Annotated in this window: 23 protein-coding genes; 11 read left to right on the top strand and 12 right to left on the bottom strand. The window is 48.0% G+C overall.

What is annotated here, in order from left to right; all coding sequences use genetic code 11:
• Positions 1-38 precede the first annotated feature (38 nt).
• Positions 39-770, bottom strand: a complete 732-nt coding sequence (locus LZD49_RS18740; protein WP_234669103.1) for a copper homeostasis protein CutC — start codon at positions 768-770, stop codon at positions 39-41.
• 341 nt (positions 771-1,111) lie between these two features.
• Between LZD49_RS18740 and LZD49_RS18735 the strand changes: the two genes are divergently transcribed.
• Both LZD49_RS18735 and LZD49_RS18730 read left to right on the top strand, forming a co-directional pair.
• A complete protein-coding gene (locus tag LZD49_RS18735; RefSeq protein ID WP_013927448.1) occupies positions 1,112-1,333 on the top strand; it encodes a DUF2795 domain-containing protein in 222 nt (73 codons plus the stop codon).
• Positions 1,334-1,522: 189 nt separating this feature from the next.
• Positions 1,523-2,176: a helix-turn-helix domain-containing protein gene (locus tag LZD49_RS18730; protein WP_234669102.1), complete on the top strand. Its 654-nt coding sequence runs from the start codon at positions 1,523-1,525 to the stop codon at positions 2,174-2,176.
• A 6-nt stretch (positions 2,177-2,182) separates the two neighbouring features.
• On the opposite strand, the gene crcB is transcribed toward LZD49_RS18730, so the two are convergent.
• From crcB to LZD49_RS18715, 3 genes are all read right to left on the bottom strand, one after another.
• Positions 2,183-2,566: a fluoride efflux transporter CrcB gene (gene crcB, locus LZD49_RS18725; protein WP_234669101.1), complete on the bottom strand. Its 384-nt coding sequence runs from the start codon at positions 2,564-2,566 to the stop codon at positions 2,183-2,185.
• A 20-nt stretch (positions 2,567-2,586) separates the two neighbouring features.
• Positions 2,587-2,946: a DUF3127 domain-containing protein gene (locus LZD49_RS18720; protein WP_234669100.1), complete on the bottom strand. Its 360-nt coding sequence runs from the start codon at positions 2,944-2,946 to the stop codon at positions 2,587-2,589.
• Positions 2,947-3,025: 79 nt separating this feature from the next.
• The gene (locus LZD49_RS18715) at positions 3,026-4,171 is read right to left on the bottom strand and encodes a cystathionine gamma-synthase (protein WP_234669099.1); all 1,146 of its coding nucleotides are present in this window, start codon (positions 4,169-4,171) and stop codon (positions 3,026-3,028) included.
• A gap of 101 nt (positions 4,172-4,272) precedes the next feature.
• On the opposite strand from LZD49_RS18715, the gene LZD49_RS18710 reads away from it, so the two are divergent.
• The 5 genes from LZD49_RS18710 to LZD49_RS18690 all read left to right on the top strand — a co-directional run bounded on the left by LZD49_RS18710 (position 4,273) and on the right by LZD49_RS18690 (position 9,095).
• Positions 4,273-4,959, top strand: coding sequence for a VTT domain-containing protein (locus LZD49_RS18710; RefSeq protein WP_234669098.1), 687 nt, complete (start codon positions 4,273-4,275; stop codon positions 4,957-4,959).
• A 125-nt stretch (positions 4,960-5,084) separates the two neighbouring features.
• Positions 5,085-6,668, top strand: coding sequence for a sodium:solute symporter (locus LZD49_RS18705; RefSeq protein WP_234669097.1), 1,584 nt, complete (start codon positions 5,085-5,087; stop codon positions 6,666-6,668).
• Positions 6,669-6,734: 66 nt separating this feature from the next.
• A complete protein-coding gene (locus LZD49_RS18700) occupies positions 6,735-7,715 on the top strand; it encodes a dihydrodipicolinate synthase family protein (RefSeq protein WP_234669096.1) in 981 nt (326 codons plus the stop codon).
• Positions 7,716-7,747: 32 nt separating this feature from the next.
• Positions 7,748-8,071: an RNA polymerase sigma factor gene (locus LZD49_RS18695; protein ID WP_234669095.1), complete on the top strand. Its 324-nt coding sequence runs from the start codon at positions 7,748-7,750 to the stop codon at positions 8,069-8,071.
• Between the two features lie 148 nt (positions 8,072-8,219).
• A complete protein-coding gene (locus LZD49_RS18690) occupies positions 8,220-9,095 on the top strand; it encodes an AraC family transcriptional regulator (RefSeq protein WP_234669094.1) in 876 nt (291 codons plus the stop codon).
• Between the two features lies 1 nt (position 9,096).
• On the opposite strand, the gene LZD49_RS18685 is transcribed toward LZD49_RS18690, so the two are convergent.
• From LZD49_RS18685 to prfB, 4 genes are all read right to left on the bottom strand, one after another.
• Positions 9,097-9,531: a DoxX family protein gene (locus tag LZD49_RS18685; protein ID WP_234669093.1), complete on the bottom strand. Its 435-nt coding sequence runs from the start codon at positions 9,529-9,531 to the stop codon at positions 9,097-9,099.
• Positions 9,532-9,625: 94 nt separating this feature from the next.
• Positions 9,626-10,918 (bottom strand): MFS transporter, encoded by a 1,293-nt coding sequence (locus tag LZD49_RS18680; RefSeq protein ID WP_234669092.1) that lies wholly within the window; start codon positions 10,916-10,918, stop codon positions 9,626-9,628.
• Between the two features lie 24 nt (positions 10,919-10,942).
• A complete protein-coding gene (locus LZD49_RS18675; protein WP_234669091.1) occupies positions 10,943-11,737 on the bottom strand; it encodes an alpha/beta fold hydrolase in 795 nt (264 codons plus the stop codon).
• Positions 11,738-12,034: 297 nt separating this feature from the next.
• Positions 12,035-13,109, bottom strand: a protein-coding gene (gene prfB, locus LZD49_RS18670; RefSeq protein WP_234669090.1) for a peptide chain release factor 2 whose coding sequence is annotated in 2 segments (ribosomal slippage) — positions 12,035-13,048 and positions 13,050-13,109 — 1,074 coding nt in all. Because the reading frame shifts where the segments join, the coding sequence is not laid out codon by codon here.
• 307 nt (positions 13,110-13,416) lie between these two features.
• On the opposite strand from prfB, the gene lpdA reads away from it, so the two are divergent.
• Both lpdA and LZD49_RS18660 read left to right on the top strand, forming a co-directional pair.
• Positions 13,417-14,814: a dihydrolipoyl dehydrogenase gene (gene lpdA, locus LZD49_RS18665; protein ID WP_234669089.1), complete on the top strand. Its 1,398-nt coding sequence runs from the start codon at positions 13,417-13,419 to the stop codon at positions 14,812-14,814.
• 116 nt (positions 14,815-14,930) lie between these two features.
• Positions 14,931-15,542: a nucleotidyltransferase gene (locus LZD49_RS18660; protein ID WP_234669088.1), complete on the top strand. Its 612-nt coding sequence runs from the start codon at positions 14,931-14,933 to the stop codon at positions 15,540-15,542.
• Between the two features lie 15 nt (positions 15,543-15,557).
• Here the strand turns inward: LZD49_RS18660 and LZD49_RS18655 are convergent, their stop codons facing one another.
• A complete protein-coding gene (locus LZD49_RS18655) occupies positions 15,558-16,556 on the bottom strand; it encodes a polysaccharide deacetylase family protein (protein ID WP_234669087.1) in 999 nt (332 codons plus the stop codon).
• 195 nt (positions 16,557-16,751) lie between these two features.
• Here LZD49_RS18655 and LZD49_RS18650 point away from each other — a divergent pair, with 195 nt between their 5' ends.
• A complete protein-coding gene (locus LZD49_RS18650) occupies positions 16,752-17,732 on the top strand; it encodes a hypothetical protein (protein ID WP_234669086.1) in 981 nt (326 codons plus the stop codon).
• A 2-nt stretch (positions 17,733-17,734) separates the two neighbouring features.
• Here LZD49_RS18650 and LZD49_RS18645 read toward each other — a convergent pair whose 3' ends face one another.
• The 3 genes from LZD49_RS18645 to LZD49_RS18635 are packed head-to-tail and all read right to left on the bottom strand — an operon-like array spanning position 17,735 to position 20,435.
• Positions 17,735-18,712: a bifunctional heptose 7-phosphate kinase/heptose 1-phosphate adenyltransferase gene (locus tag LZD49_RS18645; protein WP_234669085.1), complete on the bottom strand. Its 978-nt coding sequence runs from the start codon at positions 18,710-18,712 to the stop codon at positions 17,735-17,737.
• Between the two features lie 44 nt (positions 18,713-18,756).
• Entirely contained in the window at positions 18,757-19,185 is a 429-nt protein-coding gene (locus LZD49_RS18640; protein WP_234669084.1) for an N-acetyltransferase, read from the bottom strand.
• Positions 19,182-20,435: a bifunctional 3,4-dihydroxy-2-butanone-4-phosphate synthase/GTP cyclohydrolase II gene (locus tag LZD49_RS18635; protein ID WP_234669083.1), complete on the bottom strand. Its 1,254-nt coding sequence runs from the start codon at positions 20,433-20,435 to the stop codon at positions 19,182-19,184. The genes LZD49_RS18640 and LZD49_RS18635 overlap by 4 nt, the downstream gene beginning before the upstream one ends.
• Positions 20,436-20,616: 181 nt before the next feature.
• Between LZD49_RS18635 and LZD49_RS18630 the strand changes: the two genes are divergently transcribed.
• A complete protein-coding gene (locus LZD49_RS18630) occupies positions 20,617-22,590 on the top strand; it encodes a gliding motility-associated C-terminal domain-containing protein (protein ID WP_234669082.1) in 1,974 nt (657 codons plus the stop codon).
• Positions 22,591-22,689 lie beyond the last annotated feature (99 nt).

The raw sequence follows: 22,689 nt of genomic DNA, 5'->3' as shown, positions 1-22,689 counted from the left end.
GAGAGGATGTTGACTTGTGCATGATTTGAAAAAGGGCCTTATTCGGACACTGCTTGTACCATTGCTTCAATCAGTTCGAGATCCGAATACATTACCGACTTTTCATCGGGGATCTCTCCGGCCATTGAAATGCCTTCGAGAAAGAATTTCTGCCGTGCAGGGCGGAACTTCTTGGCAGTCAGATGTAATGAATGCACACCGGCAGCTTTCAGCTCGGCAGCATTCTGGTGGTTCACGCCACCGCCGGCCATGATTTCTATTTTTCCATCGGCTTCTCTTGACAGCTTTCCGAGCAATTCGGTCGCCTGAATGGCCGATGGTTTCTGACCGGAGGTGAGGATACGCTCGGCACCGGTGGCTATTACATCTTTAAGTGCTTTCATCGGATCCGGCGTAAGGTCGAATGCGCGATGGAAAGTTACTTTCAATGGAGCAGCATAATCAACGAGCGCTTTGGTGCGTGTTATGTCAACATTTCCTTCGGGAGTGAGAATGCCCAAAACAACTCCGTTTGCCCCGAGTTTTTTGGCAAGATCGATGTCTTTGCGCATGATTTCTTCCTCAAAAAAATCATATACAAAATCACCGCCCCGCGGCCTGATCATTACATAAATAGGTATATCGACGTGTTTTCTCACGATTTCAATCAAGCCGGCGCTGGGCGTGGTGCCGCCTTCCCCGAGCCCGCCGCATAGTTCAATCCTGCCCGCCCCGCCAACCTGCGCATTGATACAGGATTCCAGCGAGTAGGCGCAAATTTCAATAGTCATAATATGGTATTTGTAATGGGAAGGGAAATTAAGGGTTTTTCGGGGAGAGGGGAAATGTCGTGGTTACAAACTTTGCGAAGCTAGTCCGCAGGCCCTCAACAGAAAACGCTCGCAGATGCTTGAAATGATCCGCGTGATCCATAAAGGTCTGGGTATTTCTGCGAAGACATTACTTACGGCAAAAGTTTAATATTCTGGTAGTCAGATAATTAAATAATATCAAAAAATTAAATTTGTAACCCGGTAATTATTTTTCTTTTTTTTCGCTTTAAGCTTTTAAAAGATAGCAAATTTTTTACTTTTGCAGAAAAGTAAAGTAACCATTAATAGGCGAAAATATTATGTACTGGACTCTCGAACTCGCATCGTATCTTGAAGATGCTCCCTGGCCAGCTACCAAAGACGAGCTAATTGACTTTGCAATCAGAACAGGCGCTCCGTTAGAAGTAGTTGAAAACCTTCAGGAGCTTGAAGATGATGGTCAGCCCTATGAAAGCATTGAAGAGATTTGGCCCGACTATCCCACCAAAGACGATTTCTTTTTCAATGAAGACGAATATTAAATGAAAACGGCACTCTATCGGTGCCGTTTTTTTTGTGATAAATGGTCCGCTTTTTTCACAGAACTCGATCTCAAATTTTTTTAAATCTGACAAAAGGAATGTAAATTGTTAGCGTTAACAAATGAGGAGGACGAGGTAAGTTACCGAAAGTGATTTGGTCATAACTCATAATTTATCCATTCCAACCCGATGGAGCTTCGATTGTTGAAAGAGCTGGTAAAGAAAGGTGAAGGGGAGCATCTGGAGTTCAAATTGAAATCCAACCATCCCGAGAAGATCGTCCGCGAAGTGGTTGCCTTCGCAAACTCAGGCGGCGGCAAGCTGATGGTCGGAGTGGGTGACGACAAGACCATAAAGGGCCTTAAAGATGCCGATGAAGATGAATACACCCTCACACGTGCAATCGACAAGTATATTTTCCCCAAAATAAGTTTCAAAAAAGAACGTGTGGCCATCACGCCCGACCGCGATGTGCTCGTGCTGACAATCCCAAAGAGCATCGACAAACCGCATTATGTGGTGGACGATACGGGTACGAGGCAGGCGTACATCCGCGTGGAGGATAAGTCCATTCAGGCAAGCCGCGAAATGAAGGAAATCATGCGCCGTGGCCGTGGCGAGCGAGATATCAGTTTTCAGTATGGTGATAAGGAAAAAAAACTGATGAAACTCCTCGATGAAAAGGAATCGGTGACGGTCGACGTTTTCGCCGCATTTGCTGGTATTCCCCGCAAAATTGCTTCCAATACATTGGTAGTAATGGTACTGGCGCGGATTCTGGAAGTGCATCCGCACGAAATAATCGACAAGTTCACAATGTCGATGGCTTATCAGTCGAACTAACCTTGGTTATATGGCCAGAAAGGTTTTGCCGAGCCACATTCCCAAAAATGTAGCTGCGAAACTGGCTACAACGCTGACTATAACATTAAGCGCTGCTTCAATCCAACGATCGTTGAGAAAAAGCTGGATGGTTTCATTGCTAAAACTCGAAAACGTACTGAAACCCCCGCAGAAACCGACGACAATGAACAGCCGGGAAGCAGCTATAAAGTCAGCGGATTTGAATGTAGCCCAACCGCCGAACATGCCCAGGATCAGACAGGCCAGAATATTGGCCGTCAATGTTCCGAATGGGAAAACTGACGGCCATTGCGAAAATGCTTTTCCGATGGCGTAACGTGCCAGGCTACCGAGCCCGCCTCCTACAAAAACGATCATAAGATTATTCATAGCGGCCGGCTCTATCGGATTTAAAATGGCAGATCGTCCGATTCGTCTTCAGTAAAGGTGGTTACCGGTGGCAGGGGTGCGCCTCCTGCATTGTAACCAGCATTACCACCGCTTGCTCCCGCCTTCTCCACTTTCCATGCGCGGACTTCCGTATACCAGCGTGAATTGTATTCGCGGCTTTCCACATCAATGGAAGCAGTTACCGAATCATTCACTTGCAGATTAGCCTGGTCAATCTTGTCACCCCAAAGCGAAATGCACACTTTTTTAGGGAATTGCGATGGGATTTCAAGAATAAATTCCTGTTTGCGCCACATTCCGTTTTTTCCCTGGCCTGTGACCTCTGGGAGCAAAGAAATGACTGTTCCTGATACTTCCATTGATTAAATATGTTTTAGTGTCTGATTCAAAAATGGTTCCAAAAGTAAGCTTTTTGCCAGTCGAATGCAACGCTGAATGCTAATCGGTGCCGATAGCCTGGTCGAGATCGGTTAGTAAGTCTTCTACATCTTCGATACCCACACTAAGCCGTATCAACGTATCCTTCAAGCCGATTTTTAAGCGTTCTTCGCGTGGCATGCCGCCGTGCGACATGCTGGCGGGATGCGTACAGAGGGATTCTACACCACCCAGCGACTCGCCCAACGCGAATACCCGTAGGTTTTCCATCGTACGCACAGCTTTTTCATAACTGTCGTCTTTTAATTCAAATGAAACCACACCTCCAAAGCCGCGCATTTGCCTTCCGGCCAGCTCGTGTCCGGGGTGATCGGACAGGCCGGGATAGTACACTTTTCCTACTTTGGGATGTGCAGAAAGCCAAATAGCGACTTGTCCGGCATTTTCGCAATGGCGCTGCATGCGAATGTGCAACGTTTTCAACCCTCTTAACACCAGAAAGCAGTCTTGGGGACCCGGTACGGCGCCGCTGGCATTCTGGATGAATTTTAACTGACTGGCGAGCTCGTCATTATTGGTTATTAAAGCACCCATCACGGTATCGGAATGCCCGCCGAGGTATTTGGTGACGGAATGCATCACAATGTCGGCACCGAGGTCGAGCGGGTTTTGGAGATATGGCGATGCGAATGTGTTGTCGACGCAGGTAAGGATATTCTTTTCGCGGCAAATGCGGGTGACTTGCTCAATATCGATGATCTTAAGCAGCGGATTTGTGGGTGTTTCAAGCCATACCAGCCTTGTCTTTTCGGTAACTAGTGTCTTTAATTCACCTATTTCATCAATGTCAATAAACTTAAAGACAAGTCCGTACGGCTCGAAAATGCGCTTCATGAGGCGATAGGTACCACCATATATGTCGGCTGGCGCGATAATCTCGTCGCCGGGGCGGAACAGCTTCAATACGGCGTCGGTGGCGGCTAGGCCGGAGGCATAAGCGATGCCGTGTTTGCCGTTCTCCAATGCCGCCAATGCGGTTTGTAATGCGGTGCGTGTCGGGTTGCTGCTTCTGGCATATTCGTAGCCTTTGTGCTTGCCCGGGCTTTCCTGGACGTAGGTGGAAGTCTGGTAAATCGGCGTCATAATGGCGCCGGTAGTCGGGTCCGGCTCGACGCCGGCGTGTATGGCTTTGGTTGCGAATTTCATCTTTTCGTGGCACGCTAAATATTAATGCAATAAAGCAAGATGACAAAAACCTTTTAGCCAAACAACTGGTTATAAAATTAGAATTGTAAAGCGTATTAGTCTTGGAAACGTCTACACCAAAAAGATTTTCACTTCCGGTCATCGTTAGCATCCTGATGACGATCGTGCCATTAGTGACGACCTCTATTATTACGGCCTGGGCGATCAATCACGAGAAGATTCTCCGGGAGTTGCCCATGGAATGGTGGGTAGGGATAACCTTCATTCTTACGCTGGCTTCCGCTTCTGCTCTCACACCTCCTACATTTCTGGCATTGGTTTATGGCTATTTTCTGGGATGGGCTTCGCTGCCGATGCTTTTCACGCTCAACATTGGTGCGATAGCCATTATATATGTATCAGCAAACTTTCTTCATGCGGCGTCGGTGCGCGGCTATCTTATTCAGGTTTACCCGCAGGTTGAAACGCTGCTAAGGAGATTTTACAAGAATGAGCTGCGGCTGATCTTCTTTGCCAAGCTGTCACCTGTATTGCCCTTTGCCATTACCAATCTGTTTTTTGCCATGGCCGGTGCGCGTTTCAAACAAGTGCTGACCGGCGGTACGCTGGGTATGATCCCCAGAACGGTGCTCGCCGTCTGGGCCGGAAAGGAAGCGCAGGATATCCGCTATCTGCTCGAACATCCAAATGAAGGATTGGCAACAAAAATTATTTTAATTGTCCTGATTGTCATTTCAACGGTTGGCATCGGATATTTCTTCAAGGATAAAGGTATAGTAGAATCATAGGATGAATATTAAGCGTTCTTAACATCCTTTGATAATATCGTACAACAATACGCTACAAAAAGCCACAAAACCATCAACTTCATCCTGTTTCTTTGTGGTAAAGTTATAAATACCCGAAAAGTAGAATGAAATCCTTACCTCTCATTGATCTCGTCATTGTGATTGCCTATCTGGCAGGAATGGTTGCCGTGGGGGTTTATTTTTCGAGAAAGAATACCAACGCCGAGCAGTTTACCAAAGCCTCGGGCCGCATTCCCGGCTGGGCGATCGGCATTTCGATTTATGCGACGTTTTTAAGCAGCAACACTTTCCTGGGCGTGCCGGGCAAGGCATTCGGCAGCAATTGGAGTTCTTTCGTTTTCAGCTTGTCGATGCCCTTTGCTGCTTGGGCTGCCACCAAATATTTTATTCCTTTTTACAGAGGGACCGGCGAGGTTTCGGCTTATACCCATCTCGAACACCGTTTTGGGCCCTGGGCGCGTACTTATGCCGTAATATGCTTCCTGCTTACACAATTGGCGCGTATGGGTTCAATCTTTTTCGGCATTGCATTGAGTTTGCAGGCACTTACCGGATATCCTATGTCCACGATTATGGTGGTGGTGGGGATCTGTATTGTGCTTTATACGGTTATGGGCGGAATGGAAGCGGTGATCTGGACGGAGGTAGTCCAGGGTGTTATTAAAACGATCGGTGCGCTGGTAATTCTTTATCTGGTCGTTACGGGGGTTTCCGGGGGAATGCCGAGCATTATCGAGGTTGGAAAGGCGAATGAAAAATTCAGCTTGGGAACGTTGGCACCTGACTTTACGCAGGCTTCTTTTTGGGTCATTCTCCTTTACGGGTTTTTTATGAATCTGAATAATTTCGGAATGGACCAGAATTATGTACAACGGTATCACACTACCTCCTCCGCAAAGGAAGCTGCGGGTTCGGTGTGGCTCTGTGTGTATTTGTACGTGCCGGTTTCCCTGATATTCTTTTTACTGGGAACGTGTCTTTTTGCCTATTACCAAGGCAATCCTGAGCTACTGCAAACCATTAAAATGCAAGTGGCCGCCGAAAAATTGCCGGGCGGAACAGCCGATGCCATTGCTAACCTGGCAGCTACACTTTCCCCTGCCGATTATGGCGATAAGGTAATGCCGCATTTCATGGTAACCAAAGTTCCGGTAGGCTTGCTAGGTCTCATCATCGCTGCGATCATGTCGGCTGCAATGAGCACGATCAGCTCGGGGATGAACGCTTCGGCGACGGTTTTTTCAGTGGATATTTACCAAAAATACATCAAATCAGATCTGACACCGCAGCAATCGCTGAGGTTGCTTTACATCGCGACGACCGTCTTCGGTTTGCTCGGAATGATAACGGGCATTGCGATGATCGGTGTGAAAAGTGTACTCGATGTGTGGTGGATGCTTTCCGGGATTTTTGCGGGTGGTATGCTCGGGCTTTTCTTGCTCGGTATGATTTCCAAAAGTACCAAAAACGCGGAGGCGCTCACCGCAACCATTATCGGGATTGTGGTCATTATCTGGATGACGTTCTCAGCTCAACTTCCTGACACCTATTCATTTTTACGTAACCCATTGCACCAGAATATGATCATGGTGGTGGGTACACTGACGATCTTTTTGACCGGCGTGCTGCTTACCAGGCTAAAACGCAAGGGGCCGGTTGAAAAAGAGGTGCTTTTGCACAGCAAGTAATGTAACGCTACGCGCGAGTAGCCTTTTAACGGACAATTTTTTCAAATAGCATATAACAACAATACGATGTCATCTGTAACGTCTTCCGCTGTGTCGTTGCCTCAGGGCTTCATTCCGGTCATGCTTACACCCTTCCTGGAATCGGGAGAGGTGGATTACGAAGGCTTAAAAGCATTGACGGAATTGTACCTGGAATCGGGTGCGGCCGGGCTTTTTGCGAACTGCCTTTCCAGCGAAATGTATGAATTGACGGAAGAAGAAAGGCTGACGGTGACCCGAACAGTGGTCGATCAGGTGGCGGGACGGGTACCCGTAGTGGCTACCGGGACATTCGGAGGGCCGATTGCAGAGCAGGCACAATTTGTAAAACGTATATATGATACCGGTGTGCAGGCGGTTATTGTAATTACCGGACTGCTGGCGGAAGAGAACGAAGGCGATGAGGTATTTATCCAGCGGACTAACGAGCTGATTGCCCTGACCGGTGACATTCCGCTTGGGTTTTATGAATGCCCCGTTCCCTACAAACGGCTGATCAGTAGTGAAGTTCTGGCGGAGTTGCTCCCTTCCAACCGAATTATTTATCATAAAGATACTTGTCTCGATCTGGACGAGGTGATCCGCAGAATTAAAGTTGCCGAAGGGTATCGTTTCGGATTGTATGATGCCTACATGGCGAATGCGGTGGCGTCGCTTCGGGCCGGTGCGGCAGGATTGTCCTGTATTCAGGGAAATATTTATCCTGAACTGATCGTGTGGATTTGTGAGAATTACGACAATGCCGACCGCGAGGAAGATGTAAAAATGCTTCAAAAGTTTTTCATCGACTCGATGGAGATTGTACACTCAGCTTATCCGACGATTGCGAAGTACTGTATGCAAAAAAGGGGATTTCCCATTGCCGCCTACACCAGACGGGACGTGGGCGAACTGACGCCGGAATTGCAGGAACGTGCTGACATGTTGCTCGATGAAGTCGATCAGATTCAGACGGAGCTCGGCATTCCCAGCGTGTTTAAAAAGACTGTTGAGGAACCATTAAAATAACCCAATTGGAATGAACCCTAATTTTTAAAGCTATGAATTTTCCTAACCAGCAAATTTTGGATCGGGTAACCCAGGGTGACGAAGCGGCATTTACACAACTACGTTCGTATTTTCACGTTCCGGCATTCAAGTTCTGCGCTGTGTTGCTGAAAGACGAGGCGGAAGCAGAAAACGTGATCGAATCGGTATTTAGAAAGATATGGAACGAGCGCTCTGGCCTGGGCATGAAGGGTAACTTCCAATCCTACCTTTTCAGCAGCCTGAAAGACCAGATTTTTGGGGAAATGAAAAAGTATAACGATCCGATCGCCCGAAAGCAGTACCTCGACCGGATACAGTCATTCCGAGCGAGTTGACCACATTTAGAGTGCAGGGTAATATTAGTATTACGCTATTTAATAGTATTTTTTTACAATCTTGTGGATTGTACAGGATGGATTATTAAAAAAAATTCTTTTAAATTGAGCAGTGGCAGCCAACCTAAACCTGCCGGATTGATTTAAAATGAAACCGCATTTTCATAAGGTCCCCATTCCATCGCGGACTTCGTTCAGCATACGTCATGACAAAGATTCCGGCTTTGGCACGGTTTGGCATTACCATCCGGAGCTTGAACTGCATTTTTTGGTTAAGGGAAGGGGAGTAAGGTTCATTGGCGACAATATCAGTAACTTTTCGGATGGTGAACTGATATTGCTGGGTGAAAATCTGCCACATACCTGGCGGGTAGAAGAGGGGGCTAGCAATACGGCGGTGGAAGTAATTATTATCCATTTCCTACCCAATTGCCTTGGAAGTGAACTGCTGCTATTGCCGGAGGCATATCAGATCCCGAAATTGTACGAACGGGCCAAGCGGGGGCTTTTGGTTCATGGCGAAGCTAAAGAACAGGTGATCCGTTTGATGCATTCGGCGGTAGATGCGGAAAATCTCGATCGTTTAATCGCATTGCTTTCGATCCTTAAGATCCTGGCCGAGGCCAGCGAATGTGAAACGATTGCATCGGCGCATGCATTTTATAAATCCAATGACGCTGAGACGCTCCGGCTGAACAAAATTTACGCATATACGCTTTCCAACTATCGGAACGACATTTCATTGCAGGACGTCGCCTCGATCGCCAATCTGGGGATTACGTCTTTTTGCAGGTATTTCAAATTGATGACCAAGAAAACTTATAACGATTTCCTGGTAGAGATTCGGATCAGTCAGGCCTGCCGGTTTCTGATTGAAGATAAAATGGCAACGGAGGTAATATGTTTCGAGTGCGGTTTTAACAATGTATCCAACTTCTACCGGCATTTCAAGAAGGTTACCGACATGACACCACTGGAATACAAGCGGAAATACCTTTACAAAGCCGCACCCGAAATGGTTTGACTCAGTTGTTATGATTTTTCATCCACTCGTCCATCGAGTAACGTCCGGAGCCTATTATGGCGAACGTGACCACCAGGATGAGCGTGATCATCGAAAGCCAAAATTCCGAATTGAGGTAGGAAAAACCTGCCCGGAAATTGACGAAGAACACGGCCGTTAACAAGATCGGTATCTGAATGACGGATGCGATTCGGGTGAGGCAACCCATTGCAATGAGAAACCCGCCGAAAATGTGCGCAAAAGCTACGTAGTGAACGGCCGTGACGGTGTACAAATGAAAGTCCAGGCCGGTAACCATATGAGACAACTTGGTGGTATCGCTGATAAAGCTGATCCCCTTAGCAAACAGAAATACTCCCAAAGCAATACGAACTATGTCCATCCATGCCGGGTGGTGCGTATCGCCCCAATGCTCGATTCGATCCATCATGTTCATAACTTTCAAGTTTTTGGTTTCAAGAAAGTTACAGTTTTAAATGGATTGTGTCAAGAGGAAATGGATTTTTTCCAAGATGTATTCCAGTGCGAGATTAATGTTTTTCGATGAGGGAAGTGTGTTTGGTATCCTTCATTTTGACATAGACGATCAGCGAAATGAAAATGCAGATCGTTACATACCAATAATACCAACTCTCATGTCCGAGGTTTTTGGCCCATAATGCCAAATATTCGGCCGTACCGCCGAATAGCGCCACGGCGATGGAGTAGGGCAGGCCCACGCCCAACGCACGTACCTCCACGGGGAATAGCTCCGCCTTCACGACGGCATTAATGGACGTGTAACCACTAACGATAATCAATGCGGCCATCAGCAAGCCGAATGCAGGCCACATTCCGCTGGTATGGCTAAGCGTAGTGAGGAGCGGATAGGTAAGTAGCGTCCCGAGTACACCAAAGCCGATTAGCAGCGGCCGACGGCCGATGCGATCGCTTAACGCCCCAAAAACGGGTTGTAGGGCGGCAAAAATAAAAAGCGAACAGAAAGTCAGCATCGTCGACTGATATTTCGTGAGGCCTACGGTATTCACCAGAAACTTCTGCATGTAGGTCGTGTAGGTGTAAAATGCCAGTGTACCACCAGAAGTGAGGCCTATTACGACGAGCACTGCTTTCGGATGCTTCATCAACTCTTTCAGCGACCCTTCTTTTTTCACTTTAAGGTCTTTGGATCGAAAAGCTTCCGTCTCATTCAAATGAGCCCGGAGATACAATGCCACTAAGGACAGTAAAGCTCCGATGACGAAGGGAATACGCCAACCCCAATCGTGCATTTGCGTATCGGTGAGGACGTTCTGTAAAATGAGTTGCAGGCCTAATGCAATGAGCTGCCCGCCAATAAGCGTCACATATTGAAAGCTGGAAAAGAATCCGCGCTTGTCTTCGGTCGCTACTTCGCTGAGATATGTGGCCGAGGTACCATATTCCCCACCGACGCTCAGCCCTTGCAGCAGGCGGGCAACGAGTAAGAGAAGCGGGGCCATAATGCCTATGCTTTTATAGCCAGGTAAAAGCGCAATTAGCAGCGAGCCGAGGGACATCAGCAGTACGGATATCGTCATGGCCACTTTACGGCCGCGGTTATCAGCCAATTTACCAAAAATGAAACCGCCGATCGGCCGCATCAGAAAACCAACCGCGAAAATGCCCGCTGTATTGATCAGTTGGACGGTTGGATTTGAATCGGGGAAGAATGTGTTGGCGAAATATAGGGAGAAGGCCGAGTACGCGTACCAGTCGTACCATTCTACAAGGTTACCTGCCGAGCCGCCGATAATCGCTTTAAGGCGCCAGCTGGTATCATCTTTCTGTAAAGTTTGCTCCATAAATAGGGATTAGGTTTTCCCAATTTACTTAAATAAAGTGCAAATCCATGCGGCGGCATGCTCAACCAGGCGCGTGTGACCACTTTTTAGTTCTATGTATTGATTTTTGGGAAGAAGGTCCGCAAGCTTTCTTACGGCTTGGGGTTTAAGCAAGCTATCATAAACTCCGGCAAAGAGATACACTTTTGCCTCATGCGCATTCGCAGTTTTGACCAAAGCAGGAATGTCAAACTTCAAATTCCGGAACGCTACCCACGACTGATAAATGGTTTTCCGCTTTTCAGGCGTATTCAGCACCTGTTGGGTAAACCGGACGAGGCTCTTGCTGGCCAGTTTCAAGGTCCTCGCCACGTGGACACCGGGGAAAAAGACGCCTGGATGGCGCATGAGCCAGCCATAAATCCATCGTGCAGGTGGAATACGCGTCGCGAATGTGTACATGGGATGCTCCGAAACGCCATCGGGAGCAATCAGAAACGCATTATCGATGTTTTCAGGAAATGCCTCTAAGGTTGCCAGCGCAAAACGGCCGCCAATGCTGAAACCGGTAATGTCAAAGCGGATGATGTTATTTTCTTTCAGGAAATGATTCATGCTATTCTTCCAGTCATTTTTAGAAATGACTTCAAACGGAGCATCGCTATTTTGTCCGTGAAAGGGGAGATCGAATGCGTAGACGGTGTAATGCCTACCTAGGGACTTTTCAACCGCTGCGAAGCACCCGGGACCATCTTGGCCTACCCCGTGGAATGCCAGGAGAATGTTCGTGCCGGAACCTAGTTGGGTGTATGGGAGACTTTTTGGAGATTGATCACTCATAAGCTTCGCGGCGATGTTTTACTGCCGATACTTCTACAATTCTGATTTGATCCTCAATAGTAGAGTATCCTGTAATTTCCTACGCGAACACGGTAAGTGTTTTTATATTGACTAGCTTTTTACAAGCTGACGGCGTCGATAATCACGTCGGTTCTATGCCCTTGTTTGTCGGTAATATATCTGACACCAGTCATATTGCAATGAAGTTTTATAGGAGTATTAAATTTAAGCTAAAACAAAAAGACCTCCAAACGCCGTTGCTAATTGAAACAGTACGTTTGAGAGGTCTTCTGTTTTTTAAGCCTCCATCAAATACGCCTTAATAAAACCATTAAGATCACCATTCAAAACCGCTTCGGTATTTGAAGTCTGGTAATCGGTGCGGTGGTCTTTTACGCGGCGGTCGTCGAGGACGTAGCTGCGGATTTGTGAACCCCATTCAATCTTGCGTTTGGAAGCTTCGACTTCGGCGCGTGCCGAGTTCCGTTTTTCGAGCTCGATCTGGTAGAGACGCGATTTTAGCAATCGGATCGCCACCTCTTTGTTCATCAACTGCGAACGTTCCTGCTGACAGGCGATAATGATACCCGATGGCTTGTGATGCAGACGTACGGCGGTTTCCACCTTGTTTACGTTCTGTCCACCGGCACCGCCTGAACGGTAGGTGTCCCAGGTAATGTCGGCCAGATTGACGTCGATCTCGATGTTGTCGTCCGCGAGCGGATATACATACACGGAGGTAAATGACGTGTGGCGGCGTGCATTCGAGTCGAACGGTGAAATGCGCACAAGGCGGTGTACACCGTTTTCCGATTTCAGGTTACCATAGGCATATTCGCCGTCGATTTCGAGCGTTACGGATTTTACTCCGGCCACATCGCCATCCTGCAAATCCACCTGGCGGACCTTGTAACCATTCTTTTCTGCCCACATGATATACATCCGCATGAGCATCGAAGCCCAGTCCTGCGACTCGGTGCCACCCGCTCCCGCGTTGATCTCGATTACGGCCGGCAATTCATCGCCCTCTTCTCCCATCATCTTCCTGAACTCAATTTCGTCCAGTTTGTCAGAAAGTTTTTGGCCTTCTTCATCTACCTCTTCTTCGGTAGCTTCGTCGGCCTCGTAAAATTCCCAGATCGTGTCCAGGTCGTCGCGCAAGCGAGCGAGTTCTTCATAACCGTTGGTCCAGAATTTCAGTCCGCGAATTTCCCGCATGGTTTTCTCCGCACGGGTCGAATCACTCCAGAATTCGGGCTGAACCGTCTGTTGTTCAAGGTCTCCTAGCTGTTGTTTTCGATTAGCGTAGTCAAAGATACCTCCCCAAAGCCTCTACACGGGCTTTCAAGTCTTTCAATTGCTCTGCAGTCATTGAATTTTTTGAATTTAAGTTTGAAAAAATAACTACTGTAATACTAGCGATTACGATACTTTCGCCCTGAGCGCAGTCGAAGGGTGTATGCGACGTCGTGCATGCCCTTCGACTACGCTCAGGGTGACATTGTGCTTAAACCGTTCCAATTACGATAGGAGCTCAGTCTTACAAAGGTAGAACAAATCACAACAACGGTCTGTTTCACTTAAATAGGCGACTTCTCAGATGTAGGCATTCTGGCAAATCGTCTTAACTTTGCGTGAAAATTTTGTCAACCCATTTCGTACAATAAAAATACCGGAAAATGGCTCAAACATATGATGTGATTGTAATTGGTAGCGGCCCCGGGGGTTATCCCGCAGCCATTCGTGCTTCCCAATTAGGACTTAAAGTTGCAGTTGTTGAAAAAGAAAGTTTAGGTGGGATTTGCCTTAACTGGGGCTGTATCCCAACCAAAGCACTCCTCAAAAGTGCCCAGGTATTTGAATACATCAAGCATTCAAGCGATTACGGTATTAATGTGGGTGATTCTTCGGCCGACTTCGGCGCAGTAATCAAACGCAGCCGCGGCGTGGCCGACACCATGAGCAAAGGCGTGTCGTTCCTGATGAAAAAAAATAAAATTGACGTCATCGTCGGTACCGGTAAAGTAAAGGGCCAGAAAACGGTGGAGGTAACGGATAAGGATGGCAAAAAAACCGACTACTCCGCATCGAAAGGCGTAATCATCGCAACCGGTGCCCGCGCGCGCGAGTTGCCCAATATCAAACTCGACGGCGAAAAAATCATCGAATACCGCAAGGCGATGAGCCTTGAAAAGAAGCCTGCTTCCATGCTGGTAATCGGTTCTGGCGCAATCGGAATGGAGTTTGCTTACGTTTATAACTCAATGGGAACCAAGGTAACCGTGGTGGAATTCCTCCCTAATCTGGTTCCGGTTGAAGACGAAGAAATTTCAAAAGAGATTGCGAAGCAGTACAAAAAGATCGGAATCGAAACTTTGGTAAATTCTTCGGTTGAGAAAGTAGACACAAGTGGCAACGGCTGCAAAGTGACTGTGAAAACACCGGAAGGTGAAAAGACTTTCGAAGTGGAGGTGGTACTTTCAGCAGCGGGTATCGTTGCGAATATCGAAAACATCGGTCTGGAAGAAACAGGTATCAAAACCGAAAAAGGTAAGATCGTCGTCAACGAATGGTACGAAACCAGCGTTCCGGGCTTCTACGCGATTGGCGACTGTACGCCAGGCCAGGCATTGGCGCACGTGGCAACCGCTGAAGGGATTATCTGTGCTGAGAAAATCGCAGGTCACAAAACCGAAGCGTTGGATTACGGAAACATTCCTGGATGTACTTACTGCCAGCCAGAAATCGCATCGGTAGGTTTCACCGAGAAAAAGGCGAAAGAAGCAGGTTACGATATCAAAGTTGGCAAATTCCCATTCAAAGCTTCTGGTAAAGCGGTGGGAGCGGGCGTTACCGACGGTTTCGTAAAAGTAATCTTTGATGCGAAATACGGCGAATTCCTCGGTGCCCACATGATCGGCGCGAACGTAACAGAAATGATCGCGGAAGTAGTAGTTGCCCGCAAACTGGAAACTACATCTCACGAAATCCTCCGCTCGATCCACCCGCACCCGACTATGTCGGAAGCACTGAAAGGCGCTGCCGAAGCGGCATACGGCGAGGCGATCGATTTATAGGACTTCGATTCTAGAAATATATGTAGTAACAAATGCCTGGAAGCTGTCCGGGCATTTGTTGTTTTTGGGAGTTCTACGAATTGGGATTAACTTTATTAAAACACCGCTCAACTTTCATGCCTGCCAGCATCCTGCCTAACTACTCCGGGAACATCGAGACGTTTATTCGCCTCAATGAGGTCGCAAGCAAACTTTTTCGCGCCAACCCAAGGAACAAAAACAAGCATTCAATGGACATTAGCAGTGATGACGTTTTGCAACTCTTAAAAAGCCTGAACCAACATCACGTAAAGTACCTTCTGGTCGGCGGTATGGCAGGTGTGGTCCATGGTCACGTCCGGACGACCCTAGATATGGACCTCTGGATAGGCAATACCCGGGAGAATACCGAAGCATTTGTACAGGCCTTGCTTGAAAATGATGTAGTCGGCGCTGAACTTCTAAAAAATATGCCGCTCATTTTCGGTTGGACGTCGGTCCGATTCGGAAAATCGGGTTTTGAACTGGATCTCGGACATTCATTGAAAGCATTTACGGAAACTGATTTCGACTCGTGCTACGAACGGGGCCTGGATGCGGATTACGATGGTGTGCCTTTCCGGGTCATCCACTTGCGCGACCTGATTACCGAAAAGCAAGCCACCGCACGCCCCAAAGACCTTGGCGATGTGGTCGAATTGCAACGCATTTGGGAGGAGCAGAATGACATTAACTCAGGACGACCATAGCGCATCTCAAAATCGTCACTTCACCTTTGCCCTGCGCTGCATAGCCTCGCGCCAGGTCGTCAGCACAATCCCTTCTTTCTCAATATACTTTCGCAATTCCGGATCGATCATGGCCAGGAAATCACCTTCGCGGGTGGGCCAGGAGTCGGAGATTTGCGGGAACACTTCGGTGTGGATGGTGCAATGCATGATCACCATCGTCAGGCCGGGTTTCAGCTTGCCGAGGGCTTGGATGTATTTGGCTGTCTTGTATTTCTGTAAAGCTTTTTCCGACTTGTCGCCATTCTCAGGCCCTTTCCAACCGTAGCTGCTGTTTTCGAGGTCATCTAACACCGGCAACCCCGCGCTCCAAAGCTGCTTCCCCACTTTTTGTGTCATTTCAAACTGCTCCCCGATCATCTTTTCTTCCCCACGGATGGCAGTATTATGCCCACCCGGGAACATTACAGGGATTTTCTCCTGCATTCCAACTTTCAGATATCTTTCCAAAAACTCAGGCTTCGCGAACAGCGTGCCCATGTGCGAATCAAGGTGTGTCGGTTCGAATCCCATCGTGCGGGCGCGTTCGAGCTGCGCACGGATTTCCGTTTCGACTTCGTCGGCCGATGCATTTTTTACGACATCCGCCACGCTCCGCCACAATGCACCTTCCGGATCGGTAAGGCCTTTTACATTGGTTTTTCCTGCCAATGGTCCCCATCGGTAATCTTTCCATTCCGAGGTCATTGTAAGGTGCAGTCCTGCGTCGATATCCTTGTTTTCTTTCCAATAATGCACAAAACCCGGCACCCAGCCGCATGGCATCATTACGCTCAGAGAGTTTGCTACCCCTTCACGAATAGCCTTGATCGCTCCCTGATTGGATTCATATGACATCCCGACGTCATCGACATGGATGATCAACACTTTTTTGCCCTTCGGATAGCCAAGCTTTTCGGCATAGGTAGGTTCGGTAGTTTGGGCTGATGCGGCCGTTTGAATGGCCACAAGGAACAGGAAATACAGTTTTTTCATAAATAGCCGTTGATTGTAAGGGTCTGGATTGTTGATTGTTATTACTGCTTTAAATCTATTTTGTACTAGTTCGGCAATGTATTGAGTTTAATCCAAAAAGCATTGATCAACTTCTGCCGGACAAGTAAGCCGCACAATAGCCCGATCCTTTTGGCGTTATTTGCCAACATTTAACGCACCCCCAAACATTCCTGCATGGCTAACTCGCGCTACCTGTTAACCTGTCTGCTCCTGGGCCTGATCATTCCGGCAGAGGCCCAGCATTTCTCGCTCAGCCGACTTTTCTATCCGAACCTGACACTCAAAGCAGAGTACAATGTGCCATCAAACCTGGATGGAACACGTGACTACGGCGTTTCGAGGACTGGCTTTCTCGGCATTATTCCGCTACAAAGCGAAGTGCAGCTCGGTTATAGTCTACGGAAGAAGTTTGATTTGCGGGCGGTCCATACAGTTGCATTAGCTCAATACACTCAGATACAACCTACTTTTGACAGCAAAAATGATCCTTCGAATGGCTATAAAACGCTGTCTCTCGGCATTCTACGCTTGCAGGCAAGTATTAAGGACCGGCTTTGGGTTTACGGCGGCGGATTGGGCATGACCGAAAGTAACGAGACGTTTTTTAGCCCGCAGCCTTTTTTTTGGGGTGGCGCAGCACGGATGCATATTCTTGGGCTCCGTACTCAGTTCATGTACGGGTCGGTGCTGGCTTATAATCAGAAACTGCGTTTTATTCCGGTATTTGGGTTAAATAAAGGGTTAGGAAAGCACTGGCGCGTTTCCGCCTTATTGCCGTTTATGATGAATGCCAACTATAAAGCTACTAAGTGGTTCAACGTCGATTTTCTGGCAGGGCTGAGTGGTTACAGTGGCGGGTTCCAGGTACAGACGCCGGAGGAAAAAGCGTTACGACGGGAGAATTACAGACAGATCAAAACCGGCGTTGCGGCGAATGCGCATTTGTTTTCAGTTATTAATGTGTCTTTGGAGGCTGGCGTAACTACTTTTCGGCAACTTCGCACATTCAACAGCGCACGCGAAAATCTCACCTCTTATACTCCAGCAACCACACCTTACATCGGTGCGAGTGTGCGCTACATCACAAGCCGCTCACGCTTATCATCTAAATTTATGCGTCGTATGAGCCTGGGCGAAGGTGGGATCAATTGGTAGGTCTAAATCAGCTTTTTTGCCTCCGATTTCAACAGATCTTTATTGATAGGGACCACGCCGACCATTTCGCAAACCAATCCGCCACCAAGATTGGATATGGCGGCTACGTTTTCCGGCGGAAGCCCGAGCGCCACGCAGAGGGCGGCAATGCTGATCACGGTATCACCGGCTCCTGAAACGTCTGCGATCTGGCGGATGTGCGCGGGGAGTTGGTGTGTTTCTTCTTGATAATCAATAAAAACACCTCTTTCAGACAAAGTAATCAATGCCCCTCTCACTTGCAGCGTGTTTTTCAAATGTTGGACAATGGCTTTGAGCTCATCCAGGTTATCCACATTGAAATCCACTTTCAGGCCTTCCCGAAGCTCTTTCAGGTTTGGTTTGAAAAGCGTTGTGTGGTTATAAGCAAGGAAATTCCGCTTTTTCGGGTCGACGACCGTGGGCACATTGCTGGCATTGGCGAATGCGGTGATTTCTGCAATGGATTCGGGAGTCAGCACGCCTTTGTCATAATCTTCAAAAATAATGACGTGGCAGGAAGGGATGAGTTCCTTCGCTTTAGCGATCAGTTTTTCAGTTTCGGCTTTGGAAACAGGCTTGTCGGTTTCCGTATCAATCCGTACAACTTGTTGAGAGCCGGCGATAATGCGTTCCTTGATGGTGGTGATGCGGGCGTCGCTGCGGATCAGGCCTTCGCAATTCAATCCTTTTTCTTGAAGGCTGTTTTCTAAGAGATCGCCGGGGCTGTCGGTCCCAATCACGGAGCATATAATAGCTTCGGCACCAAGAGATTGCACATTCAACAGCACATTGCCTGCCCCGCCCAGCCGGTACTCTCTTTTTTGTACATTGACCACCGGTACGGGTGCTTCCGGGGATATTCTTTCCACTTTCCCCCAAACATATGAATCGAGCATTACATCACCGATTACCAGTACACGCAGGGTATCAAATGCTTCAAAAATCTGATCGATTGTCATGTAGTTATATTGCTAGTAAAGTAGCCGCCTATCCGACCCGAAAGTCAGACCTTGGCTACGAAATGCAGGCTCGTAATCTGAAATCTTTTATTGAGATATAAACGGTGCGCGTCGGTTCTGGCAGGATTTACGCCCGAATCGAGGTGGATTTCGTTGAAATTTCCTTTCTGCGCATAATCTGCGATCCAGTCAAGGAGCATCCCTGCATAACCCTTTCCACGCTGGGTTGGCAATGCCGAAAGATCGTCGATGTAGATGTATTTTCCTCGAAAAAGATTGTAACCGGTTTCAAAAACAGCCACTGCGGCGGCATCAGGGGTGCCGTCTTCGATAAAAACGATTTGGCGGTTATCCGCGAGGGTTTGCTTGACGGCGTCGAAATAGAGGTCGTCGGTAAGCAATGGCCGCAGGGCCTGGATGGCACTGCGGCATTTGAGAATATCGTCGTCAGTCCGAACAATGTCGATCGTCATAAGCCCTTGCTATGTCCTACGATGGTTAGATTGCTAAGGCTGTGGCCCATTTTGTCCCGCTTTGTCATCAGGTACTTCTCGTTATAGGGATTGGACGGGATTTCAATTCCCACAGAATCCACTATTTCGAGGCCATAGCCGATTAATCCGGCACGTTTTTTGGGATTATTAGTGATCAGCTTGATCTTGGTCAGTTCCAGGTCGCGAAGGATTTGGGCACCTACGCCATAGTCGCGATCGTCCATCGGGAAACCGAGTTCCAGGTTGGCTTCCACGGTATCACGGCCCATTTCCTGCAACTTATAAGCCCTTAGCTTATTTAAAAGACCAATTCCACGGCCTTCCTGGTTCATATAAACAATCACACCTTTGCCAGCTTTATCGACCATTTCCATCGCAGCGTGCAATTGAGGTCCGCAGTCGCAGCGGCAGGAGCCGAAAATGTCACCGGTAACGCACGACGAATGGACGCGCACGAGTACAGGCTCGTCTTTTTCCCAGGTACCTTTTACTAATGCGAGGTGCAAGTCACCGGTATTGATCTGCCGGTAAGCGATCAGGTCAAAATGGCCCCATTTGGTGGGCATATCCACTCCGATCTCACGTTTGATCAGCGATTCTTCACGCAAGCGATACTCGATCAGGTCTTTAATGCTGACCAGTTTGAGATTGAAGCGGTTGGCTATTTCGCGCAGTTGCGGCAGTCGTGCCATCGAGCCGTCCTCATTCAGGATTTCAACCAGCACACCGGCAGGTGACAGTCCGGCCAGGCGTGGAAAATCGATCGCGGCCTCTGTATGGCCTGTGCGGCGAAGTACGCCACCACGTTTGGCTTTCAGCGGGAAAATATGTCCGGGACGGCCCAGGTCGGCGGGCTTTGTGTCTTTGCTCACGAGCGCCTGGATCGTTTTGGAACGGTCGCTGGCGGAAATACCCGTGGTACAGCCGTGACCGAGCAAATCGACCGAAACAGTAAATGCGGTTTCGTGCAGGGCGGTGTTATTGCCCACCATCATTTCCAGTTCGAGTTCGGCGCAGCGTTCTTCGGTGATCGGCACGCAGATTAGTCCGCGGCCTTCCCTTGCCATAAAATTGACTATTTCTGGCGTTACCAATTCGGCAGCGCAGATAAAATCACCTTCGTTTTCACGGTCTTCATCATCGACAACAATGATGAGTTCCCCTTTTTTGATCGCTTCGATGGCATCTTCGATAGAGTCCAGCGCAATCGGGTTGGTATGATTACTCATTAATCGGGTTAATGAAAAAATAGTTTTAAACTAAAACTCGTTTTTACTCTGCAAAGGTACGTTGATAATGTCGAAAGTTCTATTTTTGAACGTCCGTTACAGATTGAACACAGGATTTACACGATCCGTTTCAACGGAACAATCCACAACAACACACCCCGCGGAACCTACTTTACTCACAATGAAACATAAGCTACTGATACTATTTTTGCTGAGCATTTTTTCGCTCGCTCAGCTAGAAGTTTCAGGTCAGGAAAGTACTGCAAGAACGGCGGCAACACAAAGTTTTTGCGGTAGTACAGGTGGTTTCAATGTAATGCCCGCCGAAGGTTGCGCCCCTTTAACTGTGAATGTAAAAAATCTGGTTCCCAAGCCGGAAAGTCTCACCTATGCCTTCCGGTTCGATCGGAATCAAAACACACCTCCAAACACCAGCGAGACAACACAGGATTCTACTTTCACTTATCAGATTCCCGGTACGTACACCATATTGCAGTATGGGAGCGCCAATGGTACGGGTTTCAGCCAATGCAAAGATGTGGTCGTGAAGGAGACCAGGGGGCCGAATGCTGAGATTATTGCCTGCCAGAATGGAAAAGTGCGCCTGACGATTGCGAGTGATGATATTTCCAAAGCATACGACGCTATTGAAATCAACTGGGGCGACGGGGCGAAGCAATCTGTCAACATCAAAACCAGCACCACAGCCTATTTTGACCATACCTATGCTGGCGCCCGTCCTGCCATTACCCTGAGGGGCACGTACACTAATGGACAATGTTCGACAAGTACCAATACTACTACCCTTGATGCCAATACGCCACCTCCGTCGCTGGAAGCAATCAGGATTTTAAATGTGTCAATGCCAGCGAGTGGTGATGCAAAGGTTATCTATGAAGGAATAGAAGGTGTGGAGACCAAGCTCTACATTGCCAAGGGTGATGGAGATTTGACCTTTACCAACAAAAGCGGGCAAACTGGCGGAACACAATCGGCGTCGGTACCCTTGCTAGATCCGAAAGTGGTGTATCGGTTCCAGCTCTGGTCTACTGATATCTGCGGCAATATCATCAAAAGTCCGATCGTGAGCAGCATGACGATAAAACAAGGTGGTTTGTCGTTGGATGAAATCATCGCATTGGAATGGGAGAATGAGCCCAATACGGCTGGTTTAGTCGAGTATCAACTCAAACGGAACGGAGCTGTGATTTTTACCACCGCGGACAAGCGTTCCTTTGAAGACACCGACGTTAAATGCGGTAACACCTACCAATATGAAATCGTGGCGATTGTCGAGAACGATGTCAGATCATATTCAGCGCCTATCAGTTTGGATCCCAAGACGTCGGCTCCAGCGGATATTAACAATGCTGTTGTGACTGTTAAGGATGAAAATACGATTGGTACAAAAGTGGAACTTTCCGGAGAGGGACTTACGAGTTCCTACAACCTGATTGTAGAGCGTGCACTGCTGGGAAGTACGAGTTTTGAAATCGTTTCACCAGCAAACAACCAAAGCCTGCAATGGGATGACGCAAATGTGAGCACGTCAAGAAACTCCTATTGTTACCGGTTTCAGTACGAAAACGCCTGCAAGCTCAAATCACCATCTTTCAGTGCCCCGGTTTGTTCCATTTTGCTGACGACGAACACGCCGAACATTGTATGGAACCCGGATGCACCGTTCATCAACCCGGTGGAATCCTACGACCTTCAACAGGTCGATGAGCCCGGGAATCTGATTAATGTGATTCCCAAAGGTCTTTCGACCAGCCACACGCTGGACCTGGCGTCTCAATCGGACTTCGGGTATCGGATCGAAGCGAAATCCCCCGGGGGTAATTTTACAAGTTTATCGAATGTGCTGAATTTCAGGAGTGAAGCGATTCTTCTCATACCCGACGCATTTACGCCCAACGGAGACTCATATAATGAACGCTTCGAGGTCAAAGCATACTTCGTGAAAGATTTCAGTATGTCGGTATTCAGTCGCTGGGGTGAAGTGATTTTTCATTCGACGGATATCGCAGAAGGTTGGGACGGTAATGTAAAAACTGGAAAAGCTCCGGGGGGCTATTACCTGTACAAAATTGAAGCGACAAACTCTTCCGGCCAAACGGTGGTTAAAAATGGGAGTTTTTTGCTGATTAGATAGGATTTTTTCAATAGCAGTACATGCGGGATAATACTTTTTGGGTAATTCCGTTTAATAGGTACGCATTTTTGCCACCCCTAAATAGCTTATTTTTGCTAT

This window comes from Dyadobacter sp. CY261, from assembly GCF_021440085.1.
In the GTDB taxonomy this organism is placed as follows: domain Bacteria; phylum Bacteroidota; class Bacteroidia; order Cytophagales; family Spirosomataceae; genus Dyadobacter.
This window is presented reverse-complemented; position numbering and strand designations above follow the sequence as displayed.

Excerpts from the sequence above, each read along its gene's own strand:
- LZD49_RS18740 (WP_234669103.1), bottom strand. The coding sequence starts at position 770 with ATGACTATTGAAATTTGCGCCTACTCGCTGGAATCCTGTATCAATGCG.
- LZD49_RS18735 (WP_013927448.1), top strand. The coding sequence starts at position 1,112 with ATGTACTGGACTCTCGAACTCGCATCGTATCTTGAAGATGCTCCCTGG.
- LZD49_RS18730 (WP_234669102.1), top strand. The coding sequence starts at position 1,523 with ATGGAGCTTCGATTGTTGAAAGAGCTGGTAAAGAAAGGTGAAGGGGAG.
- crcB (WP_234669101.1), bottom strand. The coding sequence starts at position 2,566 with ATGAATAATCTTATGATCGTTTTTGTAGGAGGCGGGCTCGGTAGCCTG.
- LZD49_RS18720 (WP_234669100.1), bottom strand. The coding sequence starts at position 2,946 with ATGGAAGTATCAGGAACAGTCATTTCTTTGCTCCCAGAGGTCACAGGC.
- LZD49_RS18715 (WP_234669099.1), bottom strand. The coding sequence starts at position 4,171 with ATGAAATTCGCAACCAAAGCCATACACGCCGGCGTCGAGCCGGACCCG.
- LZD49_RS18705 (WP_234669097.1), top strand. The coding sequence starts at position 5,085 with ATGAAATCCTTACCTCTCATTGATCTCGTCATTGTGATTGCCTATCTG.
- LZD49_RS18700 (WP_234669096.1), top strand. The coding sequence starts at position 6,735 with ATGTCATCTGTAACGTCTTCCGCTGTGTCGTTGCCTCAGGGCTTCATT.
- LZD49_RS18695 (WP_234669095.1), top strand. The coding sequence starts at position 7,748 with ATGAATTTTCCTAACCAGCAAATTTTGGATCGGGTAACCCAGGGTGAC.
- LZD49_RS18690 (WP_234669094.1), top strand. The coding sequence starts at position 8,220 with ATGAAACCGCATTTTCATAAGGTCCCCATTCCATCGCGGACTTCGTTC.
- LZD49_RS18685 (WP_234669093.1), bottom strand. The coding sequence starts at position 9,531 with ATGAACATGATGGATCGAATCGAGCATTGGGGCGATACGCACCACCCG.
- LZD49_RS18680 (WP_234669092.1), bottom strand. The coding sequence starts at position 10,918 with ATGGAGCAAACTTTACAGAAAGATGATACCAGCTGGCGCCTTAAAGCG.
- LZD49_RS18675 (WP_234669091.1), bottom strand. The coding sequence starts at position 11,737 with ATGAGTGATCAATCTCCAAAAAGTCTCCCATACACCCAACTAGGTTCC.
- lpdA (WP_234669089.1), top strand. The coding sequence starts at position 13,417 with ATGGCTCAAACATATGATGTGATTGTAATTGGTAGCGGCCCCGGGGGT.
- LZD49_RS18660 (WP_234669088.1), top strand. The coding sequence starts at position 14,931 with ATGCCTGCCAGCATCCTGCCTAACTACTCCGGGAACATCGAGACGTTT.
- LZD49_RS18655 (WP_234669087.1), bottom strand. The coding sequence starts at position 16,556 with ATGAAAAAACTGTATTTCCTGTTCCTTGTGGCCATTCAAACGGCCGCA.
- LZD49_RS18650 (WP_234669086.1), top strand. The coding sequence starts at position 16,752 with ATGGCTAACTCGCGCTACCTGTTAACCTGTCTGCTCCTGGGCCTGATC.
- LZD49_RS18645 (WP_234669085.1), bottom strand. The coding sequence starts at position 18,712 with ATGACAATCGATCAGATTTTTGAAGCATTTGATACCCTGCGTGTACTG.
- LZD49_RS18640 (WP_234669084.1), bottom strand. The coding sequence starts at position 19,185 with ATGACGATCGACATTGTTCGGACTGACGACGATATTCTCAAATGCCGC.
- LZD49_RS18635 (WP_234669083.1), bottom strand. The coding sequence starts at position 20,435 with ATGAGTAATCATACCAACCCGATTGCGCTGGACTCTATCGAAGATGCC.
- LZD49_RS18630 (WP_234669082.1), top strand. The coding sequence starts at position 20,617 with ATGAAACATAAGCTACTGATACTATTTTTGCTGAGCATTTTTTCGCTC.